The sequence below is a fragment of the Streptomyces zaehneri genome (genome assembly GCF_032248645.1).
Taxonomy (GTDB): Bacteria; Actinomycetota; Actinomycetes; order Streptomycetales; family Streptomycetaceae; genus Streptomyces; species Streptomyces coriariae.
In genome coordinates this window covers 176,660-202,002 of sequence record NZ_JASTTJ010000001.1, presented here as the reverse complement: position 1 = coordinate 202,002, position 25,343 = coordinate 176,660, and the positions used below count along the sequence as shown (strand labels likewise).

Genomic DNA, 25,343 nt, shown 5'->3' with positions numbered 1-25,343 from the left:
GCGTGCTCTTTCAGAGATGGTCGGGTGCGTCGATGCCGAGCAGGGACAGGCCGCCGGCCAGCACCGTCCCGGCGGCTTCGGCAAGCGCGAGCCGGGCACGGTGGGCGGCCGAGGGTTTCTCCTCACCACGGGGCAGGACGGTGGGGAGAAGAGGGGTGACGGCGTCGGCGACGGCGAGGAGATGCCGGGCGAGACGGTCGGGAGCGTGCCGGGTCGCCACAGCCGCCAGGATGCGGGGATGGTCGGCGAGGGCGGTCTCGAGCGCGCGTACGTCCTGGATCACGTCCTGGATTACGTCCTGGACGACTCCGGGGCGGGCGTCGAAACCCAGGTCGGCGGCGTTACGGCTGAGCGCCCGGGTGCGGGCGTGGGCGTAACGGACCCGGAAGAGCGGGTTGCCCTCCCGCTGGGACAGATACTCGGAGGTGATGCGGGGCCGGTCATGAGCGGCGGGGTGGAGCAGAGCCCAACGACCGGCGTCGCGACCGAGCGACACGGGATCGGCCGGGGCGGCGGGCACGGGACGCACGTTGACCTCGAGCGGAGCCGGCGCGTCGGGCGTGCCGTACGCGTCGACCTCGACCCCGAGCACCTCGGTCCACTCCCGCTCGGGACGCGCCACACAGCTGGTACGCACGAGGGCGCCCTGCGAACGCAGCACACGGGCCACGACGTCCATGACGACGACGGCACGGACCTCATGCGGAGCATGCAGCTGCACGACCTGCCCGGTGGGCCGATCGACCCACCCGTACCCACCCCCGCGCCGACTCCGAACCCCGCTCTGGCCCCAGCCCCGGGCACGGCCCCGGCTACGCAGGATCTCGCTGACGAGCGCGACCGACCCCTGGGCCGCCCGCGCCCCCTCCAGGCTGAAATTCAGAAACCCGGGCCCGGTGACGACGACGTCCCTGACCCCGGCGGCACCGAGAAGATACGGCCGGAGAACCTCGGCGACCCGCTGCGGCGGCTGCCCGGCCGGCCGCGCCAGCTGGAGGGCGATGTTGGTCGCGTAGTCCCCACAGCCACCGGGCCCCGGAACGGTCACCACGGCCCGCGGAGGTACGACCACACTCAGCTCCCCGTCATCGACAGCACGACGCACCGCGCGCAGCACGGTACGAGAGAGCTCGACGGGGGTCACGGGACAAGCGTAGGGGAGGAGGGGGGTGGGTAGGCGACCCGGTTTACCGGAGGTCCGGGATGTGGACGGGGAGGGAGTGGGGGCACCGGCTGCGGCGGCCGGGGCATCCGGGCGCGGAGGGTGCGGGATGCCGGACGGACCGCAGGCGGGTGCCCGGCTTGCGACGCGACGAGGTGGCCGCTCTCGCAGGCAACGTTTCGGGCGGCAGAACCCACTGGAACCGTTCGGCCCGGCCCGGGCACCCGGGACTGTTTCCACTGATCCACTGATCCACTGACACTCTGACGCACCGACGGACTGATGACCGACACACCGAGGCACTGACACATCGAGGCGTTGATGCACTGATGCGTGCCAGGCCTACAGAACGGCTTTACTCGGCCCCTGAGCCCGCAGTACCAGGCCCCGCGCCCGGGCCCGGCCCTACACCCTTCCCCGCCCCTACGCCTTCCTCGGCCACGCACACGGTCCCGATCCCCCGCTCCGGACCGGGACCTTCCCTACCCTCCATCAACTTCCTTACGACAGAAACGAGTTCGTCAGGGTCGAAGGGCTTGGAGAGGAACGCGTCGACGCCGACCTCAAGACCGGCCTCGACCTCGTACTGCGTACAGGCGCTGATGACGACAAGGGGGAGATCACGCGTCCGCGGATCGGTACGCAGCCGAGCGGCGGTACGCAACCCGTCCAACCGAGGCATCACGACATCGAGCGTCACAAGATCCGGCTGCACCTGATGAACGACATCCAGACACTCGACACCATCGCCCGCGGTCACGACCTCGATGCCCTCCAGCTCGAGATTGACCCTGATCAGCTGCCGGATGACCTTGTTGTCGTCCACAACAAGCACCCGGCCCGACGCCCCTGGCACAACTTGAGAGTAGGTCCGGACCGGCCACCGCGTCCGGGTTTTCCCCACTTCCACCCCGTGCGGGCGACCCACACCCCGCCCCGGACCCGCAGAAACCCGTTCATGAACACCCCGAGCAAGCTGGTAGTGTTCTACCCGTCGCCGCGAGCAACACCTCACGACCGACACGCCCCCGTAGCTCAGGGGATAGAGCAACGGCCTCCGGAGCCGTGTGCGCAGGTTCGAATCCTGCCGGGGGCACCTTGTACGAGGTGCCCAAAGACCCCGCCACCAGCGCTTTCGCTGAGGACGGGGTCTTGGCGTATGTGCAGCCATGTGCCGCTCGAAGCGGCCGTATGTCGGGTGCTGTGGACTATGCGTGGACTGGCCGCCGACCAGGAATCAGCAGGTCAACCCCGGAAAACGACGAGGCCCCCGGACCGCAGTCCAGGGGCCATCATGCCGCAGTGCGCGTGTCGGAGGTGTGTCGCGATCAGACCCCGTTGCCGGGCTCGTCCTCCTGGCCGTCGTCCTCGCCGAGGAGTTCGGCGATCCGGCGATTGGCGACATCCTGTCGCCCGTCGAGGCACTTCGCGTAGCGGCTGAGGAGCACTTCGACGCTGTTGCCCGCGCGCTCCGCAACCTCGGTGGGGTCCACACCGGCGTTGAGCCACGAGGAGAGCGCGGCGTGCCGCAAGTCGTACGGTCGGGCGGCCAGCGGCGAGGCCACCTGTTCCGGCGTGAGCGCCAGGTGCCGTGCTTCGTCCCAGACACGCCAGTACGTCGTCGAGGCGACCACTCCACCGCGATCATTGGCGAACAGCAGGCCGTCTTTGGCCGTGCCGAACTCCTGGGTGTGCGCGAGGAGTATGCGCACCAGGCAGGGCGGAGCCAGAACGATGCGGGGTTCGAGGGCTGTCCGCGATGCCCGGTGACGTCTCACGCTACGCCCCGCTCATCCCGTTTCGAACGCCACGAAAGCCCCGCTCAACGCCTGACATAATTTGTACCGAACGCATCTGAGATCAACTCCGTCAGCGCACGCCGCAACCTCAAGTTCCGCTCTGAAAAAGCCGATCAACACACGCCGGGGCTTTCTGCAAGCCATCATCCCGCCATGGGACTTCACATCAAGGCCAAGATCACCCGGCGCGCGGTAGTCTGCTCAGCCATCGCACTGCTCTCCGTAGCTTTCGTGGCCGCTCTCGTGTGGGGCCCCTGGTACATCGAGGACCAGCACATCCACGACAACAATGGGGCGCTGGTCCCGTCCGCGGGCATCATTATCACAGGTATCCGTACTGTACTGGTTGCCGTTGCCGCCAGTGCCATCGCAGGAATCGGCCTGTACTACACCCATAAGAGCCATCGACACGCCGAAAAGCTCTACCTGCACAGTCAGGACCAATTCGCTCATGCCCGCGATAAAGATCGCGAACAAGCTGAACTCACCCGCGAAGGCCAAGTCACTGATAGGTACCTGGAAGCCATAAAGCTGTTGGGCTCGGAAAACGTAACGCAACGTCTCGGCGGAATCTATAGCCTTGGTCGAATTATGCGCGACAGTGAGCGGGATTACTGGGCTGGCGCGGACGTTCTAGCTGCATTCGTGCGCACGTACGCTCGAAAGAACTCCTCAGGGAATGGTGAAGGAACGCACGTACATCGAGAGGACGTTCTCGCCGCACTAAACGTGATCGGCACAGCTCCAAGGCAGCCCAAAGGCTCGTCCCTAAGCCGATACCAGACGATTGACCTTTCAGGGACGGATCTAAGGGGATACGATCTGTACGACCTCGACCTAGATATGATCAAGTTTGATCGCGCAGACATGGCAGGCTGCGATTTGCAGGGCTCGACCCTTCGACGCAGCAGCCTTAAGGACGTCACGTTGCGAGAGGCCAATCTAGTGGGCGCGAACCTCTTCCGGACGAGGCTAATCAATGCGGATCTATCTCGAACGAACCTAACTCGTGCATACATGTCACAGGCCCACGTGCACGATGCAATCTTCGACGAAACAAACCTCAAGGAGACAATCGCTACCAAGATTTACGGCCTGCAATACAGTCAGGTCGACGACAGCTTGCACGATGAGAGCACGCAGTTTCCAGAGGGAATCAGGGACTGGCTCAAAACGAGGACGGAAGAGGAAGCGAGGGCAGCGGAGGAAGAAAATCTGCCCTAGATGAGTAGGCCGCGACATAAGGAAATTCTCCCGCCGCAATTGAGAGGCGCCAGCAGTCCTGAATGAGGCCAAGAAAGTGTCAGATGACCTCTGCTGTAACACGTCTGTCGACGAAGCCGACCTCATCGATGTGCGGAGCGGAAGGCGACTTCCGATTTGCTCTGGCTTCTCCTGCGCCCCGCGACACGCCTCCAACGCCGTGGACTGGCCGAAGGGCCGGATTCCGCATGGCCCTGGAAACGACGATGGCCCCCGGACCGTAGTTCAGGGGCCATCATGCCGCAGGGGACTGTGAGGGGTGCGTGGATCAGGGCCCGTTGCCGGGCTCGTCCTCCTGGCCGTCATCCTCGCCTAGGAGTTCGGCGATCCGGCGATTGGCGACGTCCTGTCGACCGTCGAGGCACTTGGCATACCGACTCAGCAGCACTTCAACGCTGTTGCCCGCGCGCTCCGCAACCTCTGTGGGGTCTACGCCGGCGTTGAGCCACGAGGAGAGCGCGGCGTGCCGCAGGTCGTACGGTCGAGCGGCCAACGGCGAGGCCACCTGTTCCGGGGTGAGCGCCAAGTGCCGCGCCTCGTCCCAGACACGCCAGTACGTCGTCGAGGCGACCACTCCACCGCGTTCATTAGCGAACAGTCGGCCATCCTTGGCCGTACCGAACTCCTCGATGTGAGCCCGGAGCATGCGCACCAGGCGGGGCGGAGCCGGAACGATGCGGGTCTCGTTGGCGGGTCGATTCTTGAGGCCTCGGTTGTCGTGCACCTCCCCCGTTCCAGTCCACCGCTTCCCGACGGTCGGGCGGCTCTTCTCCAGGATCAGCGAGCCCCACCCTTTGTCCGGCAGTGTGCAGTCCGGACCCCGCAGAGCCACAGCTTCCGCCGGCCGCAGCCCACCGAAGTACATGCAGGCAAAGAGCGCGACGAGTCGGCGCCCACGGGCCCGGCCGTACCCACCGACGTACGAGACCGCGCCCAGAAGCTCAGCCGCCTGCCGGGGGTTCACCACGACTCGACGGTCAACTTCCTTGGTGACCTTGGGCAGCTTCCACTTCACGAGCGAGACCGGGTTCTCCGGGAGCTCCCCCAGCTCGACTGCGTAGGCCAGGGCGTTGAAGAGGACAGCCCGCTTGCGTCGCACCGTCTCAGCGGCAGCTGGCGCACCGGAAAGGGTGAGCTTGAGCGAGTCGAGGACGCTGCGGATGTCTGCCGGGTTCTTGAGCGTCGTCAGCGGTAGCGAGGCCTTGGCGACCCATCGAAGGGCGTTGGCGATGTCCACCGGCGGGGCCTCCTCGTCCGGGGCCTGGACGACGAAGGCCCAGCCGCGCAGGGCACGCCGCAACACATCATCCGCGGGGCGGCCGGCGCGGTCGCCCAGGAGGTGAGTCGTGACGAGTGTCATCGTCTCGTTCAGGCTGTCGCGGGAGTTCGGAGCGGCGTGCGGCCATTTCATGGCGACGTACGTCCGCGCGAAGTCGTACCAGGTGAGGGACTCTTTGATCGGCGCCATGGAGTCCGGGAGACCAGTTTCAGTGCTGAACGCCTCGCCCTTTTGCGCAGCCCGGAGCAGCTTTGCGCGGAAGTTGTCGGCGAGCGCCTTGGTCCGGAAGGTCCCGGAGAAGGGCGGGACCTCGCCGACCTTCCATCGCACGTCGTACGACGGCGTCTTGTACGGCCGCTTGCGGATGCTCCACACCTTCACGTCATGGGACTTCACGCCGCCTCCCCGAGCCCGTGGAGCCACGAGGTGAAGTCGCTGCGCCAGAAGCGGAGTTCACCGTTCGGGAGCTTGATCGCCTCTGGAGCCTGTCCCAGTTCGCGCCAGCGGTAGAAGGTGCGGCGGGAGACTCCGCCCAGCTCGGCGAGGATCTGCGGGACGGTCATCAGTTCGTCTCGTCGGCGGTCCACGACGAGTCTCCTTCCGTGTCCGGGGTGTCGGGTCGCCGTGAGGTGGCTAGCCAGGATTCGGCGGCGGTCAGGCCGGTACCGGCAACGCGCCAGTGCGAGAGGACGAGGACGGTGTCCGGGTCCGGGAGGGGGTGGCCGGCCAGAGCCGCCCGTTCGCGCGTGAGCGCTTCGTTGTGGTCGGCGCGTTCCTGGCGGAGGGTGCCGAGGGTGACGGAGTACGCGCGGGACTTGGTGGAGAAGTGGCCGCGGAAGCCGAGCATGTGAGCCCACTTGCGCAGCCGGAGTTCTTCGAGTTCGGGCAGTCCGCCGAGGTGCCAGCAGGTAAGGATCATCTGCCGGGCGTGGTCGGTGACGTCGGTGCCGATCAGGTCGGTGATGGGGTTGCGGATCGGGCGATCGATGGTGCCCGTCGCGCTCTCCGCGCCCTTGGTGGCGTACTTGGCGATGTAGGCAGCGACGGCCCGGCTTCTCAGGTGGGTGGTTCCGGCGAAGTCGGCGGAGCGGATGGGGCGGATGTCGAGCTGTTCGCCGAAGCGGAAGGTGTGGGCGCGGTCGTCGAGGGTCGGGCCGGGGGTCTCGGCGAGCCGGACGGCCGAGCGGATCGCGTCGGAGAGGAGTTCCGTCGTCGCCCAGACGGGCGGGGAGTCCTCGGCACCTTCGGGGCCGTCGAGGCGGATCACGGCATGGAAGTGCACGGCTCCGCGCCGCTGGTACTCGGCGACCTTGGCGTACGAGAGCTTGAGGCAGTGGCGCAGTTCGGAGCGGGTGATGTCCGCGCGGGAGGCGATCTGTTGGCGTAGGTAGGTGGTGAAGCGGGCCCACAGGGCACCGGCGTGCGCATTCCAGAGGACGGCGGCGCGGTAGTCGTATCGCTCCGGGTTCAGCGGGGTACCGAGGGCGGGGTCGTCTTCCGGGTGGAGGCATCCGCAGCGGCAGCGACCGCCGCCGGGCCGGTTGTGGACGGGGCCGAAGGACGGCGCGGTGAAGGTGGCGAAGACCCGGGGGTGTTGGGCGACGGTCGGGCCGATCCCCTTGCCGCCGCTCAGGCCGGCCGTGACGAGGTGGAACGTGTCCTTGCGATAGACCTCGGCGCAGGCGGCGCAGCGGGTAGCGCGGCGGTTGTTGCAGCGGATGAGGAGCTGTCCGGCAGGAAGGTCGTGGTCGAAGATCTCGCGGACGATCTCGCCGGTCGCGGCGTGGACGTCGAGGCGGTGGCCCTCCATCCGTACGGGCCGCTCGCAGCCGCCGAGCCGCTGAACCTGGTGTGCGTAGGTGCTGAGGTCGCCGTGCTGGGCGAGGGCTGCCAGTTGGCGGATGGCTCCGGTGGAAGCCTCGGGGCGCATGTGCGGGTGCCTCCTTGGAGGGGCGGAAGTTCAGGACGGGCACCCGGCCTGCATAGGGGGCTAGACAGAGTGGGCAGGCCGGGATGCTGCGCAGATGAGGTCAGCGGCGGTCGCTCTTGAGAATCGAGCGGATGACGACCGCGCAGACGGCCACGGAAGCGGCAGTGATGGCGACCGCGAGGAGCATGGAGACGAGGACCGCGCCGACGACCAGGACCAGGGCTCCCCCACCGGCGGCGAGGGTGAGCACGCTGCCCGGGGTGAGTTGGACCGCCGGCCGGGTGGAGGCGGGGGCCGCCGGAACCGGGGCCGGGGCATAGGCGGTGGGGCTGTAGACCGACGGGCTGTAGGTCACCGGGGGTGTGCTGGCGGGCATCGGGGCGGTGTCCGGGCGGGGGTACTTGGGGGTGAACACGAGGCGGTCCCTTCTGTGGGTCAGTCGAGGAGCGTGGCGACGGCGGGGGCGAGAACGCTGTTGGCGACGAGGTAGCCGCCGAGGAGGAGCAGGGCGACCAGCCACCACGGCGGGCGGGCGAGCTGGATGCCGAGGACGGCGACGACGAGCACGGCGAACCAGAGAGGGACGGTCATGGCAGCGGTCTCCTGTCAGGCCTTGCAGCGGTGGGTGCGTGCGGCGAGTTCGGCGGCGGCGCGGCTGTCGTACTCGGTGGAGAAGTCGCAACGGGGCGCAGTGCAGGCCGCGAGGTGGCGGTTGCGGCCGCGGGCGATGTAGGAGGCGACCTGCACGGGGCCGATGCGGCGGACGTTGCGGAAGCGCGGGTTCACGGTGTTCGTCCCTTCTCAGAGGTGGGCGGCGACAGAGGGCGTCATGGACGGGGGCAGGCCGAGCCGGGCGCGGACGGCATCGGGGTCTGCGGCGAGACCGGTGGTGGCGCGGTGTTCCTCGGCCAGGGCCTGGGCGCGGTCGACGAGGGCGGGCGGGAGGGTGACGGCCGGGGCAGGCGTCGGGGCGGGGACAGCCGCGACCGGTTCGGGGGTTGCGGGCGGCTCCGAATCAGAGTCCGGGCCGGTGACCAGGGCCGGAAGCGCGTCACGTTCGGGTGCGTCGACCGCAGTCGGGACGTGGGCCGGTTCGTTGTCCGTCTCGGGCGTAGCCGTGGCCGTGGGCGTGTCCGGGGTGCGTGGTGTGTGGGCGAGCAGGGTTCCGCCGAAGAAGGCGACGGCGGGCCAGCCGGCCACCACGACGCGGAGCGACGCGGGGACGTCGTCCAGGTCGAGGAGCCCGGCGGTGGCGATGTTGGCCCCGAGGGATGCGGCCAGGGCGATGAGGAACCACAGCCGCGGTCCCCCGGCCGGTTGTCCGGCGCGCTGCTGTTCGCGCATCCGGCGCCAGGCGGCGACGAGCAGCAGGTCGACGGAGACGGGGTAGGCCCATGCCTTCCAGCCGCCCTGTCCGGCCGCGTCGGCGAGGTCGTGAAGGTGCGAGAAGGACAGGGCACCCGCGATGACGGCTTGGACGATCACCGCATCTACGCGGGCGAGCTGGGCACGCATCGGCTCCCGATCCCTTCCGTGCGGTCAGTTGGCGGACTTGAGTGAGTCGGCACGCTCACGGGCCAGACGGGCCACCTCGGCGGCATCGGCGTCGCCAGGCGTGCAGGCCGCGATGCGCTCCAACAGGTCCGCCTTGCGGTTCATGAGCGCCGCATACTCGTCGGAGGTGCGGTCCGGGTTCTGGCGCAGCGCGGCCAGGTCGGCGATGAGTGCGCTGACCTCGGCGATGGAGGGGCGTGACATGGGCTTCCTTCCGGTTCGCGGCATGGGAGGGCTAGGGACTTGGCGCGAGGCGGTCACGCCAGCCGTGGGGAAGTTGGTGCGGCTACTCGGTCACCGGGCGGGCGGTGGGCACGCCGGCCGGGATCTGCGCCTTGGCGGACTCCACGGCGACGACGGGCCGGAAGGAGTCGAGGCGGGGCAGTTCCGGCACCAGGGCAGCCGTGTCGCGGCAGATGGCCGCCGCCTCGTCGAGGGACAGGTGCGGAGAGCGGGCGCGGGACCAGCCGCCGGACGAGTCGCCGACGATCGCGACGCCGGGACGTTCGGCCGGGATGGAGGTGGCGGCGAGCGCCGCTTCCGGGGAGATGTCGGCGAGCGCCATGTTCGCCGAGGACTCGTCGTTGACGCGGTGGCAGATGCGGCCGGTGAGCTGGGCGCGGAGCATGGTCGCGCCCTTGCCGAGTTCGGAGCCGAAGCGCTGGCCGCACACTTCGAGGTAGATGCCGGCCGCGCGGCCGAGCTGGGCGATGCGGATCAGTTTGGTGACCATGGCGTCGCGTCGTTTCTCGTCGTCGCGGCTCGCGGCGAGGAAGAGTTCTGCGACCTCGTCGACGACGACCACGACCGGCACTGGCCGCACCGCGTCCGGCAGCCCCCACACGTCCGAGGTGAGCACGGCATCCGGGCCCGCAGCGGACGAGAGCCCGATGAGACGGAACCGTGCCTCCATCTCTTCCAGCAGGACGTCAAGGAGTTCGTTCGCCCGGTCCGGAGTGTCGGCGAGCGCGGACAGCCGGGGCGCGAACGGTGCGAGCTCGACGCCCCATTTGCAGTCGACTCCGACGAGCACGACCCGTTGCCGCGCCAGGCCGCACACCAGGTTCCGCAGGTACACGGACTTGCCGGACTGCGTCGCTCCGAGGATGAGTTCATGCGGCACGGCGCGGAAGTCCCGTACGTGCCAACGTCCGTCATCCCGAAGCGCTAGCGGAAGGGTGAGCGGCCCGCGCTGCTTCCACCGCCGTGCGGGCTGCACGTCGGAGAGCACGTCCCAGCCGATCAGGCGCAGTTCGAGCCAGCCCGGCTTGGTGGGGCGGATGTGCACGGCGTGCGCGGCCCAGGCGTGGCGCAGCCGGTCGGCCGAGGCCATAAAGTCCTCGGGGGCCTGTCCGGTCGCCATGCGCAGCCGCATCACGAGCCCGGAACCGGTCGGCCACGGCAGCGACCGCCGAGGCGGGACGGGGGCGGCTTCCCGTCCGATCATCCGGGCTGTGGCCCGACGGACGGCCGAGGCCGGGACCGTCAGGCCGCACGCGTCCATCGTGGCCCGGTAGGTGGTGAGCACGCGCAGCGCGACGAACGGGTAGCCGACCAGCCACCAGAGGGCAACCGGTGCTCGGCGGCGCAGGACCAGCAGGGCGGCGACTGCAAGCAGGCACAGGGCCAGCATCCAGACGGTGTCAGTCATGGGGTTCAGCCCTGCACCGGAGCCGGAGCGTTGACCATGACCGCATCCGCCCGGTAGGCGATGCCGTGACGCATCCGCCCACCGAACTCGCTCTCCCACGGCCGGGCGATGAGGCCGGGCAGGATGACCGGAGCTCCCATCACCAGGCCCTCACCGATGCCCTTCTCGGGAACGGTGACCTTGATCATGTCCGAACCGCCCGCCGCGATGAACACCAGCTCCAGCACCATGAGCCGGTCGTTGGTGACCGGGTCGATGGCGATCTCACCGGTCTGACGGTCCTTCACCTTGACCTCGGGCAGCTTGGTGACGAGGAGCGTCGCGGCCGAGACGTCTACGGGGATGACACGCATTTCGTGAACCTCACTTGGTTGGCGGTGCGTTAAGTCCGCTCCGCTGGGACCGGATACCCCCCTAGACAGCAGAGGGGCGACCCCTGAACCGTCTAGGGGGGTATACGAATCGGTCTCGACGCACGAACGGCGTATGACCGGTCGCCGCTCCCGTGCTCGAATGCCTAACGTCGTGAGGCAAGGGGTTCGGCGCGCCTTGGACCGCAGCCAAGGTGAGGGCACCCAACAAGGCGCAGTCGCATCCCAGCCCTAGATCCTGCTAATAGCTTCACGCGCGTTTGCCGGTGGTATCACGCCCATCCGAACAGAAGCGGGGAGGCCGGTGAAGACGAGAGCCGCACCCGCCTGGCGCACGCTCACGGCTCTCGTGGGTTCAGGGTCATTCGGTTTAGGTGCCCTTGCAGTCTTTGCTACTCAGAACGGGACCGGCTCTGCGGCCCTCATCATGCTCGGCGGCATTTTGCTCACCCTCGCCATGCTCGGCAGCCAGATCGAAAGCCTTGAGTTCGGAGGCGCCACGCTGAGGATGCGGGCCGCCGCCGCAGACAGGTTTGAATTGGCGGAGGAGTCCGAGCGCCGGGGTGACATCGCTACCGCCACCAAGTTGCGTGCAGAGGCGAGCGCCTTGATGGACGCTGCGAGACCTATCGCTGCCGACTACAGCTCAGTACGACGGTCGATGCGTCCCGGCGCCTCGCGTACACAGGCCTTGGAAGAGGTGGTTGCCCGTGCGCGCCGCTTGGCGCAGGAGGAGTCCTTCGAGCCGGCCGAGGTCACGCGCTGGCTGCAGGACGGAACGGAGGAACAGCGCATCACCGCGTTGGCAATGATGCAGGCCAGCCCTGAACTGCGAAACTTCGAAGCCACCCTTGCCGTCATCGCCCAGTCGCGCACCCCGTTCGAGCAGTACCACGCCATGCTGCTCGCGGCGCAGATGGTCGACGTACTCGACGCAGACCAAGCCAGGCGGCTAGCTCAAACAGTAGAGGCGCAAAGGGGCGTTCGCTTCCGAATGGACTCGGATCGCCAGCAGCTTGGGATGGAGATCCTCCGGAAGGTGCGCGAGCGTCCACAGGGGCACTGACGGTCGGGCTCTCCCCGCAGAAGATGCCGTCAACGTCGCGACGTATCGCCCGCGGAGAAGGCGGGACGCAGCATCCAGTGCAGGGCGGTGGCGTCATCCTGTGCCTTGCCTCGAGGCCAGCGTCGGCCATCAGGGTCACTCGCCTCAGCGCTCCGTACACGCCGAAGCAGCTCCGCGGGCCCTGATGAGTCGAGGACGCGCAACGTCCCTTCCCAGGTACTGAGTGCGAATGAGTCGACGAGTCGCGTCGCACCGTCACTCAGCAGCGTCACGGACGCCAGCGATTCCAGCGGTACCACGCCGGTGAGGGCGTGCGCCGCCGCTTGCGGATCGGGCCCGGCGATCCAGAAGCCACCCGGCCGGTTGCGGAGCCCTGTCAGGGCGTCGCGGTACAGCGCCAAGGCAACCCCGTGTTCGGGTGAGCCTGTGAGCAGTTCATCGACCGGCGAGCGGAGGCGCTTGCCGACCTCGTCCAGGCGCTGATCAGTGACGACAGTCGTCTTACCGTCCTGGTCGGCGAGGAGGAGCGTCGAGTCACCAAGCACGAGGTATTCCAGAGCTTCCGCGCCAGCCCGGACGGCGACGACGGTACTGGTCGGACTGGCCCGATAGGTCAGGTCACAGCTGTCCTCATGCAGGGACCGAACGACTCGGATCGCGTCGGCCAGACAGTCGGCGAGCGGCCGGGCCGGGTTCGCCGTGATGGTGCTCAGCAGCAGCCCGCCGAGCGTTGAGGAGAACCAGGCGATGCCGTGCGTACACCCGGTCTCCGCACCGGCCACGCCGGCCCCGTCCAGGAGAACAGCCGCCCCGGCAGCCGCGGCGGCGAAGTCCTCGTTTTCCCGCCCCGGTTCAGCAGGTAGTGAGGCGAGGGCGACGTTCACGCCGTCGTCTCCTCGTCGTGCCGGTAGAGGGGGGTGAGCAGTTCGACGGACTGCGGTTCGCCGGTCTCAGGGTCGTATTCGACGCCGACCAGCGTGGAGAAGCGATGCTCTCCCACCTGGCCCCACAGCGTGCTCAGGTCGGAGGCGAGCAGCTGGACGACGCCGAGGGATCCTTCAGTGTGGATTCCGGCGAGGGCGAGCACCGAGCCGTTGCCGTCCGGACGGGGCAGCCGGCCAAGGTAGCCGACGTCGTACGGGCGGTTTGAGTCGGTGTCCTGCCCCGCGCGGTGTGCTGTGCCGGTACGACGGTCCACCAGCGCCCATGGTTCGCCATCGGGATGTTCCCAGCTGAGTACCGGATCCTGTGCGTAGAGGTCGCTCATGTCCTGGGACATGCCCGGCCCGCAGACGACGACCAGGCCGTCACGGTTGAGGTCAACCTCACCACTCACGAGCACGTTGCCGGAGCTGACATCGAGCCCGTACGACTTCGCCAGCTCCTCCAGGCGCTTCCCAGAGTTCACGTCAGCCATGGCGACGACCGTGCGCTTCTTGTCGTCGTCCCACCGAAGCGGAGTCACGACCGTGACGGCACCCGCACCGAGGAACGCACCCTCGGGCGCCGGGCCGGTATGCCGGATCTGATGGATCCGCCCGCGGCTCAGGCCGGCCTTCTCGGCGATCTGCGCGTACGACAGCCCTTGCGAGTGGAGGTCCTGAACCACACGACGGCGGAGTCGGGCCAGTTCGGTCACCTCCTGCTGAGCATCGGCCAATCGCGTCGTGACCTCACGCAGGAGCAGGTACGGATCATCAATCGCCATGATCCGCTGCAACTCGTCCGACATGACCACACCTCCTAGAAGTAACCAGGAGTCTAGGGCCCTAGACGGAATGGGCGGGAGCCGCCTGCCCGAATGAACACCGATCACATAGAAGCCGGCCCGGCGCCGAGGCACTCCACGAGGGCTCACCCGCTACTGCCCACGAGGCAGCTACGGATCACCGCCGCGCACGAACCCATCACGAGCCGTTCCGAGCCAGCTCGGCCCAGACGCAGCGAGCACCCGAGGGCCGGTCCTTCACTCCCCAGTCTTTGGCACAAGCGGCAATCATCATCAGACCGCGGCCATCCTCTTCCACGCCTCTGGCCACGCTTCGAACCTGCGGCTCCTCGTCTCCGCCTTGGTCGACGACTTCGACGCGGACCAGGTCGTCACGGAAGTGGACGACCACGAGGAACCATCCGCGGTACCAGCCGCTCCGCGTATGCCGGACAGCATTGGCCGCCAGCTCCCCGACGACCAGGACAGCGTCGTCGACGAGGTCTGGAGCCTCATCCTCAAGCAGGGCGGCGACGAAGTGACGGGCCTGTGCCACCTGCCAGGCCAGGCCGGGAAACATGCGGCACCAACTTTGGGACATGGGAACACTCCTCCTCGTCTAGGGGGCTAGACGACACAGCGAGCAGGGTATTCCCACGGATGACCAATGAGCCAGGCATCTTGAGGAATTATTCCTCTAACGGGTGGCGAAGTCTTCCATCTCCCGAAACTCCTGCATCACCCGAAGCAGGAGCTCTCGCACCTCAGAGCCGAAAAGCGCAGCCTCTTCGAAGCGCCGGAAGGTCTCCTCGTACGCGGCAACCTCGTCGGAGTCGTCCAAGACCCGCTCACCGCGGAAGGACTCAACAACAACCGCTCCCTGGTCGCACAAGGTGAACCCGTGACGAGGCAGGACCGGAACGGCCCGACGCCAGGGGATCACCCCGAGGCGCACAGTACTCAGACTCTCGACAGCCAAGAGCCGGTCGAACTGGGCAAGCATCAGCGAGGGATTCCCCGGCCAGGTCCGCAACACAGCTTCCGTCAGCACGAACACCGACTCGCGACCCGGCTCGTACAAGAGACTCTGCCGCTCGACACGCGCAGCGACAGCCCGACCGACTGCCTCAGGCGTCGAGTTCGGCGCGCTCGCGAACACGTGCCGGGCGTACTCGGCACTCTGGAGCATGGCCGGCAGAACGACGCACTGGAACGAGCGAACCAGCCGAGCAGACCGCACTGCCTCATCCAGGACCGACCCGGCAAGAGCCTCATCGTCGGATACCGCGGCGGCGTCCGGCGCAGCTTCCACGGCGACTAGGAGGTCACGCACCTCACGAGAGGTCAACTCGTCGAGATCGAGAGCCAGCGACAAGCGCCCCAGGACGTCGAGGCTAGGAACCATGCGCCCGTTCTCCACCTTGGACACGGTCGGTTGCCCCACGCCAGCCCGCTGCGCCAGAACGGCACCCGTCAGGCCAGCCTGTGTTCGGAGCCCTCGAAGGCGCACCCCGAGCGCCTTCATCAGCTCCCGCCGCTCACTCCCCATACCCAGGGTTCTACACCACTGAGCGGAGGGACCTGCCCTTAACAGTTGGGGACCGAGTCAGCGGCAGAGCTCCATGATGGTGTCATCGAAGTCTGGGAACTCGCGGGTCGCCTGCTCGATGACGGCAGCTGCCGGCTGCTGCTGGTCGGCCGCGAATCGTTCCGCGACGGCCATGAAGTCGGAGTTGAGCGACGGCGTCCAGTCGGGTTCGTCCGAGGTGGCCGCTTCGCAGGGGCCGAAGCCGCCAGCCAGCAGCCACAAGAAGGCGCTCAGATCACGTGCAACGACACCGGTCTCGCCCTCGGAACCAAGGAAGACCACAGGCTGATCGACAAGCGGGCAGCTGGGGCGGATCAACCAGAACGCCGCGAATCCGCCCGAGCCGTCCTGCCCAAACACGCGGAACCCGTCGCCACTTAGCTCTGCATTCCCAGTCCAGGCCCGGAACCAGTCCGTGGTCTCCTCCGCAGACAGGAAGGCTGCGAAAGGTTCGAAGTCGACCCCGTCGCCGTCGTTGTAATCGAACGGGACCGCCAACGCCGCGGCCAGGGCAGCTGGGAACTGTCGATCATCGGTATGGATCACGAGGACAGGCTAGCGACCGGCGTGTACCTGACGACTGCCGAGGATTCGCCTCTGCCGGCCACACCCCGGTAGCGAGACCATGATTCAAACTTTCTCTACTGGTTCAAGGCCCGCGCAAGCGCGGGCGCGCGCCGCCGGGGCGCGGCCTGCCTCCTGTCTGCGCCCCGGCCAGCCGCGCCCCGGCGGCGCGCTGTGTGCTCCGTGCAGGGTCGAGAAGTTCACCTGAGGACCCAGGCATGCCTCCGAGGGGGCCGGTCAAGCTCCGAGACGGAGGGGGCTCCGTTCACGGCTGCCGGCGGAGTGATGGCGCGCAGCCGATCCGTTTCCGTCGGCCCAAGTTGGAGCCGAGCAGATGCGGTCCATGGCGTTTAGGCCGTTGGTACAGTCGGCGCTCGCCCATACGAGGCTCTCACCTGCCCCCGGGACTCTTCGGAGCCTTCCCTTTCGCCTTAATGATTTGAGCGGCCCTTCTCTGCAATTCACGCTCACGGGGGTCATATACCAACTCCAACGCCCGAGCGAAATGCTCAATCCCATTCAAGGCATGATCAAGCGGGATAGCTTCACTTTCATGACTTCCAGCGTTGCCGATCCACTTCATCGCCATGAGCTGAACCCCTGCCGACTCATTCACTTGATTGAATAGTTCAATACGTGCATGCGTTGAAAGCCGAAACCTCTTTCCCTTCTTATCTGTACCAAACTTTTTCACCCGTTTATGACTCAACAAGCACTCGATTGCCGAACGGATCCTGTTTGCTGCGGCGTTCGGATCCGACAACAGGACTCGCGACGCTGACGCGATCATGGCCTGTAGATCTTCAGGCGTTCCTGGCGGCAAATCTATCAGCGGAAGCTCGGGAAGTATGTGCCTAACCGAGTAGCCCACAAGGTAGGGGTCGTCTTCGGATCCTTTGACACTTGCCGGACCCCAGTCGAGGCTCCACTCACCAACAACAATATGCCTATTCCCGCACGGGAGGCGTGGGCACTTTAACTCGCCATAGAAGAAACCGAAGGGGTCCGACTCCTCCACGTCTGAGTCGACAGATTCCGCCGTCTCACGCAGTTCAAGGCTGGCGAAGCTTTCAAACTTCTCGATCCTTGGCTCCAGCGTGATTTCTCCGCACTGCGGGCAGAGAATTCTTGGCCACTCGGCAAAAGGACCAGCGAGTTTTTCAAACTTCGCCCGGTCAAAACTAATCCCCACGCTCCCACCCAGGTTTGTGTTGGTAACCACCGCGCGCAGCCATGACTAGCCGAGTGTCATCTGCTCCGCTTCCACGTTGGGGCGACGTCGCGCCTGATAATACGGCAGGAGACTCGTAGGAACATTGGGGCGCACACCGGAGAGGAGGTCGGCAACGCTAATAATTTGAACCCTTGGGTATTTCTGCCCATTAACCGGGTAGGTGTATATTCCTGAATGGTTGGCCGCCTCCCGCATTGCAGGGGTGGGATTCCTCAAAGTGATAAATAGCCCCATGGCAGCCTTATTGGACTCGACTGTTCCAATAAGATCTCGCACATGACTAGGGCCGGTAGCGCCCCCCTTAACCGAAACTAGGACGCGCTCGCTGGTGCCGCGCTTGTCTACAGGAATACGAATGACACCATCGATTCCCCTATCGCCAACCTGCTTCTCATTAGGTTGACCATCGACCAGCATGACGCACCAGCGTTCGAACTCAAATGGGGACTGCTGGAAGAGTTTTTGAGCACCATCGACATCGAACGGGATGCCGAGAATGTCATACTTTTCAGTTATTGACTCGCCATAAGTATGACGCAGTCGCGCGTCAATCAAGTCGATAGCCAAAGTGGTGATGTCTATCCCGATCCACCGCCGCCCGAGGCTTTGGGCAGCATCAATGGTCGTCCCACATCCTGCGAAAGGATCGAGAATGACATCTCCAGGAGAGGATGCGAATTCGATGATGCGCCGTAGCAGTTCTACAGGCTTTTGAGTGGGGTAGCCAAGCCTCTCCGCTGCGCGTGAGTTCAGCGGTGAAATCTCAGTCCATACGTCACCCAGAGGCTTACCGCGCTGCTCGTCCAAGTAGCGTTTCAACCGCGGCACGCGCCCAGGGGCTGTTTGCACCACTAGCCCTGCATCGTATGCCGCCTGCATACGCTCCCTTGTCCAGCGCCAAACTCTGGTTACACCCAAAAATTCGTAAGTGAGGTTCGGACGATCCGGGCTAGGATTGATGAGACTCGTGAGCTGATAACGACGGCCGTCTTCATCGATTTGCGAGTACTTCGCCAGAGTCTTCTCGTCTAGCTCGTCTTCTTTGTACGGTTGAAACAGTCGATCATCATCCCAGAGTGCATCTTCGCTTTTCCCGTAAGCGAGGATCACATCGTGGTTTGAGGGGAGACGCCGGGTCATGAGAGATTTAGCCTGCGTACGTCGCCAAATAATCTCATTACGAAAGTTAGTGGGCCCGAAGATTGCGTCAAGCAAGATTTTGAGATAGTGGCTGGCCGTCGGGTCGCAATGCAGAAATAGAGAACCCGTGTCCTTCAGCACCCTGTGCAGCTCGATCAATCGAGCCACCATCATTGTCAGGTATGCCAGGACATCGTTCTCGCCGACCAGCTTCCGGATAGCTTCAAGAGCATCCTTCACTGCCGACGATGCGTCGCTATCCAGCAGCTCCTGGAAGAGGTTTTCCGTTTCATAGCTCCACACCCAGGTGTCGCCGAAAGCTTCGATTTGGGCAGGTGAGTCGTCGCCGTTCCTCTCCTTAAACAGGACGTTATAAGACCTGTTGGAGTTGAACGGAGGATCGAGGTAGACCAGGTCGACGCTTGCACCTGCGAGGTGTTCGCGCATGATGCCCAAGTTGTCGCCGTAGTAGAGCTGATTGGGCTTGATTGGAGATGTGGGGATCCTGGCCATGGAGAGAGCTTGCCAGAAAAAGATCGCCAACGCACCGGTCAAGAGGCGTAGCCGGCGTCCCACTTGCCAGGAGGTCGGTCCCTGGCCTCCACTCATCAGCTACTCGTTGCCGTGCCGCTCCAGCGCGCTCCTCAGCTCATCTAGCGTCCTGCCGTCGGGTAGGTGCCACAGGGTCCAACCGTTGATGAAGTTGCCGGTGACTGCCCCAGCCGCCTTGGACGGCGATGGGAACGGTGATGAGTGACCATCGACGATCAGCTGCCCGCCGGCAGTGACTACGGCACGCCCCTTCCGGTCCGCGCGCGGCTGGTGGAACGTCAAGACCGTCCCGGCCTCCAACAGACCGGCTTTCATGATCTTTGCCAGAGGTCCCTTCGGCAGGACGGGGGCGGCATCCGGATGCTCCTCTCCAGTCCCAAGCGCGAGGGTGACGTGGACCGTCTCATCTGGTCCTGCCTTGGCCAGGTGTGCGAGGATTTCAGGTTCGAAGTGAATGCTGATGGTGGGCATACGTCCCCCTAGTCAGTGCGGCGCCCTAGGCCTCCACTTAAGTGCCCTTAGATTGCCAGCACTTAAGGAGAACTTCAAGCCGCCGCCGATGTAGTGAACGCGGCAGGAGCCGCGTCAGTCGAGGACCCAACGCGCAGCATCGGACGCCAGCAGTCGACCTCTGGTCGACGGCGCAAACCGGTAGCGTGGCTGGGGCAGGTGGGGGTTCAGCGAGGCATACGCGCGCCTGGTCGTCGACGCACCCGCCGTCGTGGCTGGCTTTCGTTGGCTGAGGTTCGTGCCACTTCCGTGCCAGATGCAGCGGCCAGGCACGGTCACCTCCGGATTCCGGATGGCTCCTCGGCAGTGCCGAGCAGCGATCGAACTGCTAAACGGTGCTCGGTCTGCCGTGGTCTATTCGTGGACTCGTCCCGCCCTGCCTGCCACGCTCAGAGCTGTGACCTGCTGTGCTTCCCGGCACCCAAGGGGCCTCCGGAGCCGTGTGCGCAGGTTCGAATCCTGCCGGGGGCACCTTGCACGAGGTGCCCAAAGACCCCGCCACCAGCACTTTCGCTGAGGACGGGGTCTTGGCGTATGTGCAGCCATGTGCCGCTCGGAGCGGCCGTATGTCGGAGCCCGCAGCCTATTTGTGGCCAAGCCACAGGGCGTAAACCCGCAGGTCGACCCAGGCAACGACGAGGCCCCCGGACCGAAGTCCAGGGGCCATCATGTCGCAGATACGTGTGTCGGAGTTCGGCGATCCGGCGATTGGCGACGTCCTGACGCCCGTCGAGGCACTTCGCGTACCGGCTGAGGAGCACCTCGACGCTGTTGCCCGCGCGCTCCGCAACCTCGGTGGGATCCACGCCGGCGTTGAGCCAGGACGACAGCGCCGCGTGCCGCAGGTCGTACGGTCGAGCCGCCAGCGGCGACGCCGCCTGTTCCGGCGTGAGCGCCAGGTGCCGCGCCTCGTCCCAGACACGTCAGTACGTCGTCGAGGCGACCACTCCCCCGCGCTCGTCGGCAAAGAGCCGGCCGTCCTTGGCCGTACCGAACTCCTCGATGTGAGCCCGGAGCATGCGGACCAGGCGAGGCGGAGCCGGAACGATGCGGGTCTCGTTGGCGGGTCGATTCTTGGGGCCGCGGTTGTCGTGCACCTCCCGGGTTCCGGTCCGGCGCTTCCCGACGGTCGGGCGGCTCTTCTCCGGGATCGAAGAGCCCCACCCTTTGTCCGGCAGCGTGCAGTCCGGACGGCACAGAGCCACGGCTTCCGCCGGCCGCAGCCCACCGAAGTACATGCGGGCGAAGAGTGCGACGAGTCGGCGCCCGAGCGCGGTTGATCACCGAGTCACCGACGAGCACGCCGACGTAGGTCTGCCGCCGCCGGCTCCCCCGGTCGCCGGGCACGCAATGGGCCCCTCACGTCGGCGATCGCCGGAGTGCCGACGCTCCTGCTCGCCCAGGTCGGGCGGCGAGATGATCCTGAAACACGCGGAATGGATCTCGTAGGGTGTTTTTTCCGGTCGGGCGAAGAGCTGGAATTCTCCGGCATGCCGTTCTGGCCGTCCGACGCCACATCAATTCCTATAACGTGAACTGCGACCAGCCATCTCTCGAAAGGCAGTTGTTTTCCGGATGCATATACGCGCAAAAGCCGCTTCTCTCCTGTCCGTCGCAGGGCTCGTGTTCGCCGGCCTCGTCGGCGCGGCATCGCCCGTTGCGGCAGCCGAGGAGTGCCCGGCCGACAAGCTCTGTCTCTATTCCAGTACAGAGCTCAGGGGGCTGAAGTTCACGGCCGCCAGTACGAGTGCCTGCTTCTGGCTGGGACGGTACGGCCTGGGCGAAGGCACCAACGGCATCAATTCGTATGTCAACAACCTGCCGGTCACAGCGCAGGTGTACCAGTACGACACCGGCCCGGGAACCAGTTCGGCGGACCACACACTGCGTGGCAGCATAAGAGCCGGCGGTGCGAGCAGTGACACCGACGCCGTGAATCCCGCTTCGCCGTGGCACGCGCTGGACAAGGTCTGCACGGGCGGCGCGGACCCGATGACATCCCCCGGTTTCGACGTGTCCGCCCATTCGACCGCCGACCCCGCCAATTACGCGGACGTCCCCGGTACGAAACTGGAATTCGACGCGACAGCGGGCCAGAAGTCCTATCTGTGGTCCCGTGACGTCTCGATCCGCAACCTCACCTCGCTGGCCGAGCATCGGAATGTCGGTGTGACCGCCGCCTTCCGCTGTATGTACGCGGACGGGCGTGCTCTGCCGAGCGGGTACGAGACCGGCTCGTATTGGGCGGCGAATTTCGTGCCCACCGTCGAGACGGCGCTGCTGCCCTCGATCCGGTGGACCTTCACCGCTCCGACGGCGGACCGCTACCGGTGCCGGATCTCGGTTCTCCCCTATGCGACGTGGATCAACGCGACCGACACCGCCACCATGCGGGTCGAAGCGGGTGCAACCCTGGCGCGAGCCGTCCACAGCGGAATGGACCGGTGGACCCTGGGCGGCGCCGAGCCGGCCGCACTGGCACCCGGGGCGACGACGAGCATCCTGGAGCACGTCTACGCGCCCAGCGGGACGGACGGCATCGCGGTCGTCATGGACGCCAACGTGACCAGTTGCAACAACGACAAGGACGGCGTCTCGCCCAACTACGGCATCGACGCCTGCGCGGATCCGGCAGACCCGACGGCGCACCACACCAAGGCATCGACGTGGATCGAGGCACAGCCGGAGAAGAGCGACGGGACACGATGCGGCAGCCCGTTGAAGAGCGCTGTGGCGTCGTGGAACATCTCTGAGCGCAAGCACCACCAGACCGCCACGAACACCCTCTATCTCAGTACGGCACAACTAGGTGCCTGCGACAGGCTCCGGGTCTCGCTGAAGGTCTCGAACACCGAGGGAAACCGTCTGCAGGTCCACGCGGGGCTGGCCTCCCAGAACATCGCCAAGACGCACGGGCTGGCTTTCACCTACTAGGGTCCCTCTTCAAGGATCACCGGATGGTGGTTCATGGCGGTTGATACGCCGCCATGAACTCACCGATCAGGAGTGCGAGTTACTCGCTCCGCTGATGCCCCGGGCCGCGACGGGACGGCCGCGTGTGTCGGACCGGCAGGTCGTCGACGGGATGGTCTACAAGATCAGGACCGGGATCTCCTGGCATGATCTGCCGGAACGCTACGGACTGCCGGAACGCTACGGACCGTGGCAGACGGTCTGCACCCGCTTCCGCAGTAACGCCCTGGACGGCGTGTTCGCCCGAGCTCCGCAGCGGATTCAGGCCTACGCGGACGCGGCCGACGACATCGGCAAACTACCGCGAAATCGCCACCGGATTCGACAAGACCGCCACCTCCTGCGAGGCAGCGGTCAGTCTCGCGTCATTCCTGTGCGTCATTCCTGCGCGTCATTCCTGCTCTGGGGCAAGATCCGTGTGAAGTCGGACCCTGGTCCCGCTTGAGTCGAGGGCTTCAGCCGCCCGCTGCCCGCCTCCGCCCACGCCGGCTCGGCGAGACGCCCAGTTGGGCCAAGCCGGCATGCACGTTGACTGCCGAGCCGTAAGGCTGAAGCAACGTCGCAGGGTTAGGGAGCGCCATGCCTCACGAACAGTGCCAGGCAGCAAAAGCCAAACTCAAGCAAGCGGAGCAGCGAAAGAACCGCCTTCAGAGAGACCTGACAGAAGACGAAGCGAAACTCGCCCACTTGAAGGCGCAATCGCCTCCGGACGCTGCGGCGATCGAGGCCCAGGAGCGCATGGTCGAGATCGACCGAAGGGTTCTTGGAGCGGCGGAAGTGGAAGTCACCGGCTTCGAGGAGCTGGTTCACGCCCTCTGCGATGACCTGCCGTAGTCGTGCCGCTCAGGACGGCTTGAGTGCCCTCACAGTGACGGGTGAAGGACCGTGGCGTCATCCCGCGCCCTGCCCCGCGGCCAACGGCGACCGTCGGGATCTCCTCCCTCGGCTTCCCGTGCGAGGCGGATCAGTTCACCCGACCCGGACGCGTCGAGAACGGTCAACGTCGTTTCCCAAGTGGTGAGTTCGAAGGAGCCGACGAGGCGCGTCACGCCGTCGCTCAGCAGCGTCACGGCCGCCGGAGTGTCCGGCTGCACCACCCTCGGTCGCGGAGCGAGAAGGCTGATCAGCTCGGTGATCTCGAAGGCGGCGACCTGGTGGAGCATGGCGTGCCGCCACGCGGTGTCCGCTTCGGCGGCGGGGGCGTAGTAGGCGAGTTTGGCCGCGGTCACTCCGATGGGTCCGCCGAGCTGCTGTGCTGTGGGCAGGGGTCCGGAGACCGAACCGGCGGTGGCGGGGTCGTGCACCTCGGCCAGGACCAGGGTGAGCACCGAGCAGCACGCTCCGCCGTCCGTCGTGCCGCTCACCGTGGTCGGGCCTGCGGGGGTGGCTCCGGTGCGGCAGGGCCGGACCTTCGGTTCTCGGGCGGCGGGGGCTCGGTGGGGCGCGGGGCCGGTGTGGAGTGCCGGGTCACGTAGGTGTCCAGCGGTTCCAGGGCGCCCCAGGCCTGGTCGAAACTGTCCGCGAAATACGCCAGGAACCGGGGACTGTCGACGCTGAATCCCGTGAGCTGTCGGCGACCCGCGCCGGAGAAGGAGAGAAAGGTGACCGTGTCGTCGATGAGTCCCATGTTGTACCAGGCGCAGGAAGCACTCCACGGCATGACGCGTGCCTCGTAGGTGTAGAGATCCTTGACCTCGTCGTGGTGTTGCCTCAGCCACTCGAAGTAGGTCGCTTTCGGTACGCCCTTGCGTTCGGGGACGCCGATGATGCGCCTTACGCTCGCGCACTCGGCCGAATTGTCCCTGGCCCACTGCAATACCGTGTCGTAGTAGGAGGCGGGTTCCGTGGATCCCCATTGGGTGGGCGGGTGGAGCCGCACGTAGGTGAGGCGGATTTCGGATCGGGCCGCGCGAATGTGATCGGCTACGGCCTTGCAGAAGGCGGGAGGGTCCGGGTAGCACACCATCTCCGTCCGGGCGGTGCTCCGGAAGGCTTCCGAAAGGTCTGGTCCCGCGCCGAAAGGCCGTGCCTCCTCCTTGCTCGCGTCCGGGGTGTCCCGCTTCAGTTCGTCGAGTTCCGTCTTCGCCGCGCGCCACAACCGGCCCCAGTGCGCCCAGTCGCCCCCGAGCGCGGCCACCAGACGACGGGTGACCGTCTCGCTCGCCAGGCGGTGCCCGTTGAGCACCTCGGAAACGGTCGCAGGACTGCACTGGGCCCGCGAGGCGATCGTCTTGACCTGTGGCTCACCGGCGCTGATGCGCAGCCGTCGTAACTCCGCGGCGAAGCGCCGCACGGGCGGTGTCTCGGAATGCTGGTTGGTGCCCATGGCGCCCCCTCGAATGCTTACCCCACCGAGCGGATGAGATCGTCCCACCAGATCCTTGGAAGGCGCAGAGGTTCACCGAACTTCATCGGCTTCACCGGACCTGGTCGGCTTCACCGAAATTCAGCGGAGTTCAGCGGGCTTCATCGGGCTTCAGCGGGCTTCACCGCACCTCGCCGGAATTCGCTGCGATGCGTTGCGCTTCGGTCAGGAACGGCGTCCACGCGGGCGGCGGACAGTCCGCGTAGACGCCGTTCCGCACAGTACGCGCGAAATGCGCTCGGGTTCCGTGTCGATCGGGACATCCGGGAATCCGTGGACGGGCGGCCGGGGGACTGGTCGAATGGCCCTCACCTCAGGCAGGACCCGATGGCAGGGCAAGCCGGCGGGACAAGGACGGCGGGACAAGACGCCGGAACATCACAGCGGCACAAGACAGGAACAGGTGAGGATGCGTGGGTATCGGCTTTCGGTCCGTGGTTCACGATCACTACATGGGATTCCTGGCGATTCTCGTGATCGGAGTCATTCTGATCATCGCGGGGAACGGAATCTCGCAATCCACGTCGATCTATCTGGACTGCGCACTCGGTGTGGCCGGGCTGGTCGCCGCCTATGCGCTCACCGCGCCGCCGGGCCCGCGCGCCGCCCGACCTCCGCTGTGACGCGTAAGCCG

General features: G+C 66.2%; 28 protein-coding genes, 1 tRNA gene and 2 pseudogenes. 7 read left to right on the top strand and 24 right to left on the bottom strand.

Translation table 11 applies throughout. The features are described 5' to 3' along the window. Positions 1 to 10 precede the first annotated feature (10 nt). Both nrtL and QQM72_RS00945 read right to left on the bottom strand, forming a co-directional pair. Positions 11 to 1,144 (bottom strand): ArgS-related anticodon-binding protein NrtL, encoded by a 1,134-nt coding sequence (gene nrtL / locus QQM72_RS00950; protein ID WP_314218871.1) that lies wholly within the window; start codon positions 1,142 to 1,144, stop codon positions 11 to 13. A gap of 373 nt (positions 1,145 to 1,517) precedes the next feature. Further along, positions 1,518 to 2,018, bottom strand: coding sequence for a response regulator (locus QQM72_RS00945; protein WP_314218870.1), 501 nt, complete (start codon positions 2,016 to 2,018; stop codon positions 1,518 to 1,520). A 168-nt stretch (positions 2,019 to 2,186) separates the two neighbouring features. Between QQM72_RS00945 and QQM72_RS00940 the strand changes: the two genes are divergently transcribed. Next, positions 2,187 to 2,258 (top strand) — tRNA-Arg (locus tag QQM72_RS00940). A gap of 232 nt (positions 2,259 to 2,490) precedes the next feature. On the opposite strand, the pseudogene QQM72_RS00935 reads toward QQM72_RS00940, so the two are convergent. Next, a pseudogene (locus QQM72_RS00935) lies at positions 2,491 to 2,922 on the bottom strand (tyrosine-type recombinase/integrase); the annotation flags it as partial. 192 nt (positions 2,923 to 3,114) lie between these two features. On the opposite strand from QQM72_RS00935, the gene QQM72_RS00930 reads away from it, so the two are divergent. Then, positions 3,115 to 4,185: a pentapeptide repeat-containing protein gene (locus QQM72_RS00930; protein ID WP_314218869.1), complete on the top strand. Its 1,071-nt coding sequence runs from the start codon at positions 3,115 to 3,117 to the stop codon at positions 4,183 to 4,185. A 307-nt stretch (positions 4,186 to 4,492) separates the two neighbouring features. On the opposite strand, the gene QQM72_RS00925 is transcribed toward QQM72_RS00930, so the two are convergent. From QQM72_RS00925 to QQM72_RS00880, 10 genes are all read right to left on the bottom strand, one after another. Further along, positions 4,493 to 5,899, bottom strand: a complete 1,407-nt coding sequence (locus QQM72_RS00925) for a tyrosine-type recombinase/integrase (protein ID WP_314218868.1) — start codon at positions 5,897 to 5,899, stop codon at positions 4,493 to 4,495. Continuing rightward, positions 5,896 to 6,066: a helix-turn-helix transcriptional regulator gene (locus QQM72_RS00920; RefSeq protein WP_041669189.1), complete on the bottom strand. Its 171-nt coding sequence runs from the start codon at positions 6,064 to 6,066 to the stop codon at positions 5,896 to 5,898. The genes QQM72_RS00925 and QQM72_RS00920 overlap by 4 nt, the downstream gene beginning before the upstream one ends. Continuing rightward, positions 6,066 to 7,433: a replication initiator gene (locus QQM72_RS00915; RefSeq protein WP_314218867.1), complete on the bottom strand. Its 1,368-nt coding sequence runs from the start codon at positions 7,431 to 7,433 to the stop codon at positions 6,066 to 6,068. Before QQM72_RS00915 ends, QQM72_RS00920 begins: the two co-directional genes overlap by 1 nt. Positions 7,434 to 7,533: 100 nt before the next feature. Beyond that, the gene (locus tag QQM72_RS00910) at positions 7,534 to 7,848 is read right to left on the bottom strand and encodes a SpdD protein (protein WP_314218866.1); all 315 of its coding nucleotides are present in this window, start codon (positions 7,846 to 7,848) and stop codon (positions 7,534 to 7,536) included. Between the two features lie 20 nt (positions 7,849 to 7,868). Beyond that, positions 7,869 to 8,024, bottom strand: a complete 156-nt coding sequence (locus tag QQM72_RS00905) for a hypothetical protein (protein WP_167467581.1) — start codon at positions 8,022 to 8,024, stop codon at positions 7,869 to 7,871. A gap of 15 nt (positions 8,025 to 8,039) precedes the next feature. Then, positions 8,040 to 8,219, bottom strand: a complete 180-nt coding sequence (locus tag QQM72_RS00900) for a mobile element transfer protein (RefSeq protein WP_030795965.1) — start codon at positions 8,217 to 8,219, stop codon at positions 8,040 to 8,042. Between the two features lie 15 nt (positions 8,220 to 8,234). After that, positions 8,235 to 8,948 carry a DUF2637 domain-containing protein gene (locus QQM72_RS00895; RefSeq protein ID WP_314218865.1) on the bottom strand — a complete coding sequence of 238 codons (714 nt, stop codon included), beginning with the start codon at positions 8,946 to 8,948 and terminating at the stop codon, positions 8,235 to 8,237. Between the two features lie 24 nt (positions 8,949 to 8,972). Continuing rightward, positions 8,973 to 9,191 carry a hypothetical protein gene (locus QQM72_RS00890; RefSeq protein ID WP_314218864.1) on the bottom strand — a complete coding sequence of 73 codons (219 nt, stop codon included), beginning with the start codon at positions 9,189 to 9,191 and terminating at the stop codon, positions 8,973 to 8,975. Between the two features lie 82 nt (positions 9,192 to 9,273). After that, positions 9,274 to 10,638 carry an FtsK/SpoIIIE domain-containing protein gene (locus tag QQM72_RS00885; protein ID WP_314218863.1) on the bottom strand — a complete coding sequence of 455 codons (1,365 nt, stop codon included), beginning with the start codon at positions 10,636 to 10,638 and terminating at the stop codon, positions 9,274 to 9,276. A gap of 5 nt (positions 10,639 to 10,643) precedes the next feature. Next, on the bottom strand, positions 10,644 to 10,991 hold the full coding sequence (locus tag QQM72_RS00880) for an SCO3933 family regulatory protein (protein WP_069768393.1): 348 nt from the start codon (positions 10,989 to 10,991) through the stop codon (positions 10,644 to 10,646). 445 nt (positions 10,992 to 11,436) lie between these two features. On the opposite strand from QQM72_RS00880, the gene QQM72_RS00875 reads away from it, so the two are divergent. After that, a complete protein-coding gene (locus tag QQM72_RS00875) occupies positions 11,437 to 12,075 on the top strand; it encodes a hypothetical protein (RefSeq protein ID WP_314218862.1) in 639 nt (212 codons plus the stop codon). A gap of 29 nt (positions 12,076 to 12,104) precedes the next feature. Here the strand turns inward: QQM72_RS00875 and QQM72_RS00870 are convergent, their stop codons facing one another. From QQM72_RS00870 to QQM72_RS00830, 9 genes and pseudogenes are all read right to left on the bottom strand, one after another. Beyond that, positions 12,105 to 12,959 (bottom strand): protein phosphatase 2C domain-containing protein, encoded by an 855-nt coding sequence (locus QQM72_RS00870; RefSeq protein WP_314218861.1) that lies wholly within the window; start codon positions 12,957 to 12,959, stop codon positions 12,105 to 12,107. Then, positions 12,956 to 13,807, bottom strand: a complete 852-nt coding sequence (locus tag QQM72_RS00865; protein WP_314218860.1) for a sigma factor-like helix-turn-helix DNA-binding protein — start codon at positions 13,805 to 13,807, stop codon at positions 12,956 to 12,958. Before QQM72_RS00865 ends, QQM72_RS00870 begins: the two co-directional genes overlap by 4 nt. Positions 13,808 to 13,982: 175 nt before the next feature. Beyond that, positions 13,983 to 14,384, bottom strand: coding sequence for an ATP-binding protein (locus QQM72_RS00860; protein ID WP_314218859.1), 402 nt, complete (start codon positions 14,382 to 14,384; stop codon positions 13,983 to 13,985). Positions 14,385 to 14,480: 96 nt separating this feature from the next. Further along, the gene (locus QQM72_RS00855) at positions 14,481 to 15,332 is read right to left on the bottom strand and encodes a helix-turn-helix domain-containing protein (protein WP_314218858.1); all 852 of its coding nucleotides are present in this window, start codon (positions 15,330 to 15,332) and stop codon (positions 14,481 to 14,483) included. 57 nt (positions 15,333 to 15,389) lie between these two features. After that, positions 15,390 to 15,917, bottom strand: coding sequence for an SMI1/KNR4 family protein (locus QQM72_RS00850; RefSeq protein WP_314218857.1), 528 nt, complete (start codon positions 15,915 to 15,917; stop codon positions 15,390 to 15,392). 409 nt (positions 15,918 to 16,326) lie between these two features. Beyond that, positions 16,327 to 17,157, bottom strand: a complete 831-nt coding sequence (locus QQM72_RS00845) for a DUF4145 domain-containing protein (protein ID WP_314218856.1) — start codon at positions 17,155 to 17,157, stop codon at positions 16,327 to 16,329. Positions 17,158 to 17,172: 15 nt separating this feature from the next. After that, positions 17,173 to 18,822: a DNA methyltransferase gene (locus tag QQM72_RS00840; protein WP_314218855.1), complete on the bottom strand. Its 1,650-nt coding sequence runs from the start codon at positions 18,820 to 18,822 to the stop codon at positions 17,173 to 17,175. Positions 18,823 to 18,921: 99 nt separating this feature from the next. Next, positions 18,922 to 19,332 carry a restriction system modified-DNA reader domain-containing protein gene (locus tag QQM72_RS00835; RefSeq protein ID WP_314218854.1) on the bottom strand — a complete coding sequence of 137 codons (411 nt, stop codon included), beginning with the start codon at positions 19,330 to 19,332 and terminating at the stop codon, positions 18,922 to 18,924. Between the two features lie 716 nt (positions 19,333 to 20,048). Continuing rightward, positions 20,049 to 20,645, bottom strand: a pseudogene (locus QQM72_RS00830) (tyrosine-type recombinase/integrase); the annotation flags it as partial. Positions 20,646 to 20,946: 301 nt separating this feature from the next. Here QQM72_RS00830 and QQM72_RS00825 point away from each other — a divergent pair. The 3 genes from QQM72_RS00825 (at position 20,947) to QQM72_RS00815 (ending at position 23,178) form a co-directional block, all read left to right on the top strand. Further along, entirely contained in the window at positions 20,947 to 22,305 is a 1,359-nt protein-coding gene (locus QQM72_RS00825; RefSeq protein ID WP_314218853.1) for a peptidase inhibitor family I36 protein, read from the top strand. A gap of 40 nt (positions 22,306 to 22,345) precedes the next feature. Beyond that, the gene (locus QQM72_RS00820) at positions 22,346 to 22,789 is read left to right on the top strand and encodes a transposase (RefSeq protein ID WP_314218852.1); all 444 of its coding nucleotides are present in this window, start codon (positions 22,346 to 22,348) and stop codon (positions 22,787 to 22,789) included. Positions 22,790 to 22,923: 134 nt separating this feature from the next. Further along, positions 22,924 to 23,178 carry a hypothetical protein gene (locus QQM72_RS00815; protein WP_314218851.1) on the top strand — a complete coding sequence of 85 codons (255 nt, stop codon included), beginning with the start codon at positions 22,924 to 22,926 and terminating at the stop codon, positions 23,176 to 23,178. 29 nt (positions 23,179 to 23,207) lie between these two features. On the opposite strand, the gene QQM72_RS40820 is transcribed toward QQM72_RS00815, so the two are convergent. Next, positions 23,208 to 23,708 (bottom strand): hypothetical protein, encoded by a 501-nt coding sequence (locus tag QQM72_RS40820; RefSeq protein WP_399075474.1) that lies wholly within the window; start codon positions 23,706 to 23,708, stop codon positions 23,208 to 23,210. Next, entirely contained in the window at positions 23,705 to 24,670 is a 966-nt protein-coding gene (locus QQM72_RS00805; RefSeq protein ID WP_314218850.1) for a helix-turn-helix domain-containing protein, read from the bottom strand. The genes QQM72_RS40820 and QQM72_RS00805 overlap by 4 nt, the downstream gene beginning before the upstream one ends. A 452-nt stretch (positions 24,671 to 25,122) precedes the next feature. Here QQM72_RS00805 and QQM72_RS00800 point away from each other — a divergent pair, with 452 nt between their 5' ends. Then, positions 25,123 to 25,332: a hypothetical protein gene (locus QQM72_RS00800; RefSeq protein ID WP_314218849.1), complete on the top strand. Its 210-nt coding sequence runs from the start codon at positions 25,123 to 25,125 to the stop codon at positions 25,330 to 25,332. Positions 25,333 to 25,343: the final 11 nt, after the last annotated feature.

Coding starts and splice junctions, on each gene's coding strand:
- QQM72_RS00915 (WP_314218867.1), bottom strand. CDS start 7,433: ATGCGCCCCGAGGCTTCCACCGGAGCCATCCGCCAACTGGCAGCCCTC.
- QQM72_RS00860 (WP_314218859.1), bottom strand. CDS start 14,384: ATGTCCCAAAGTTGGTGCCGCATGTTTCCCGGCCTGGCCTGGCAGGTG.
- QQM72_RS00880 (WP_069768393.1), bottom strand. CDS start 10,991: ATGCGTGTCATCCCCGTAGACGTCTCGGCCGCGACGCTCCTCGTCACC.
- QQM72_RS00855 (WP_314218858.1), bottom strand. CDS start 15,332: ATGGGGAGTGAGCGGCGGGAGCTGATGAAGGCGCTCGGGGTGCGCCTT.
- QQM72_RS00805 (WP_314218850.1), bottom strand. CDS start 24,670: ATGGGCACCAACCAGCATTCCGAGACACCGCCCGTGCGGCGCTTCGCC.
- QQM72_RS00840 (WP_314218855.1), bottom strand. CDS start 18,822: ATGGCCAGGATCCCCACATCTCCAATCAAGCCCAATCAGCTCTACTAC.
- QQM72_RS00890 (WP_314218864.1), bottom strand. CDS start 9,191: ATGTCACGCCCCTCCATCGCCGAGGTCAGCGCACTCATCGCCGACCTG.
- QQM72_RS00815 (WP_314218851.1), top strand. CDS start 22,924: ATGCCTCACGAACAGTGCCAGGCAGCAAAAGCCAAACTCAAGCAAGCG.
- QQM72_RS00905 (WP_167467581.1), bottom strand. CDS start 8,024: ATGACCGTCCCTCTCTGGTTCGCCGTGCTCGTCGTCGCCGTCCTCGGC.
- QQM72_RS00835 (WP_314218854.1), bottom strand. CDS start 19,332: ATGCCCACCATCAGCATTCACTTCGAACCTGAAATCCTCGCACACCTG.
- QQM72_RS00895 (WP_314218865.1), bottom strand. CDS start 8,948: ATGCGTGCCCAGCTCGCCCGCGTAGATGCGGTGATCGTCCAAGCCGTC.
- QQM72_RS00875 (WP_314218862.1), top strand. CDS start 11,437: ATGCTCGGCGGCATTTTGCTCACCCTCGCCATGCTCGGCAGCCAGATC.
- QQM72_RS00920 (WP_041669189.1), bottom strand. CDS start 6,066: ATGACCGTCCCGCAGATCCTCGCCGAGCTGGGCGGAGTCTCCCGCCGC.
- QQM72_RS00865 (WP_314218860.1), bottom strand. CDS start 13,807: ATGTCGGACGAGTTGCAGCGGATCATGGCGATTGATGATCCGTACCTG.
- QQM72_RS00930 (WP_314218869.1), top strand. CDS start 3,115: ATGGGACTTCACATCAAGGCCAAGATCACCCGGCGCGCGGTAGTCTGC.
- QQM72_RS00885 (WP_314218863.1), bottom strand. CDS start 10,638: ATGACTGACACCGTCTGGATGCTGGCCCTGTGCCTGCTTGCAGTCGCC.
- QQM72_RS00825 (WP_314218853.1), top strand. CDS start 20,947: ATGCATATACGCGCAAAAGCCGCTTCTCTCCTGTCCGTCGCAGGGCTC.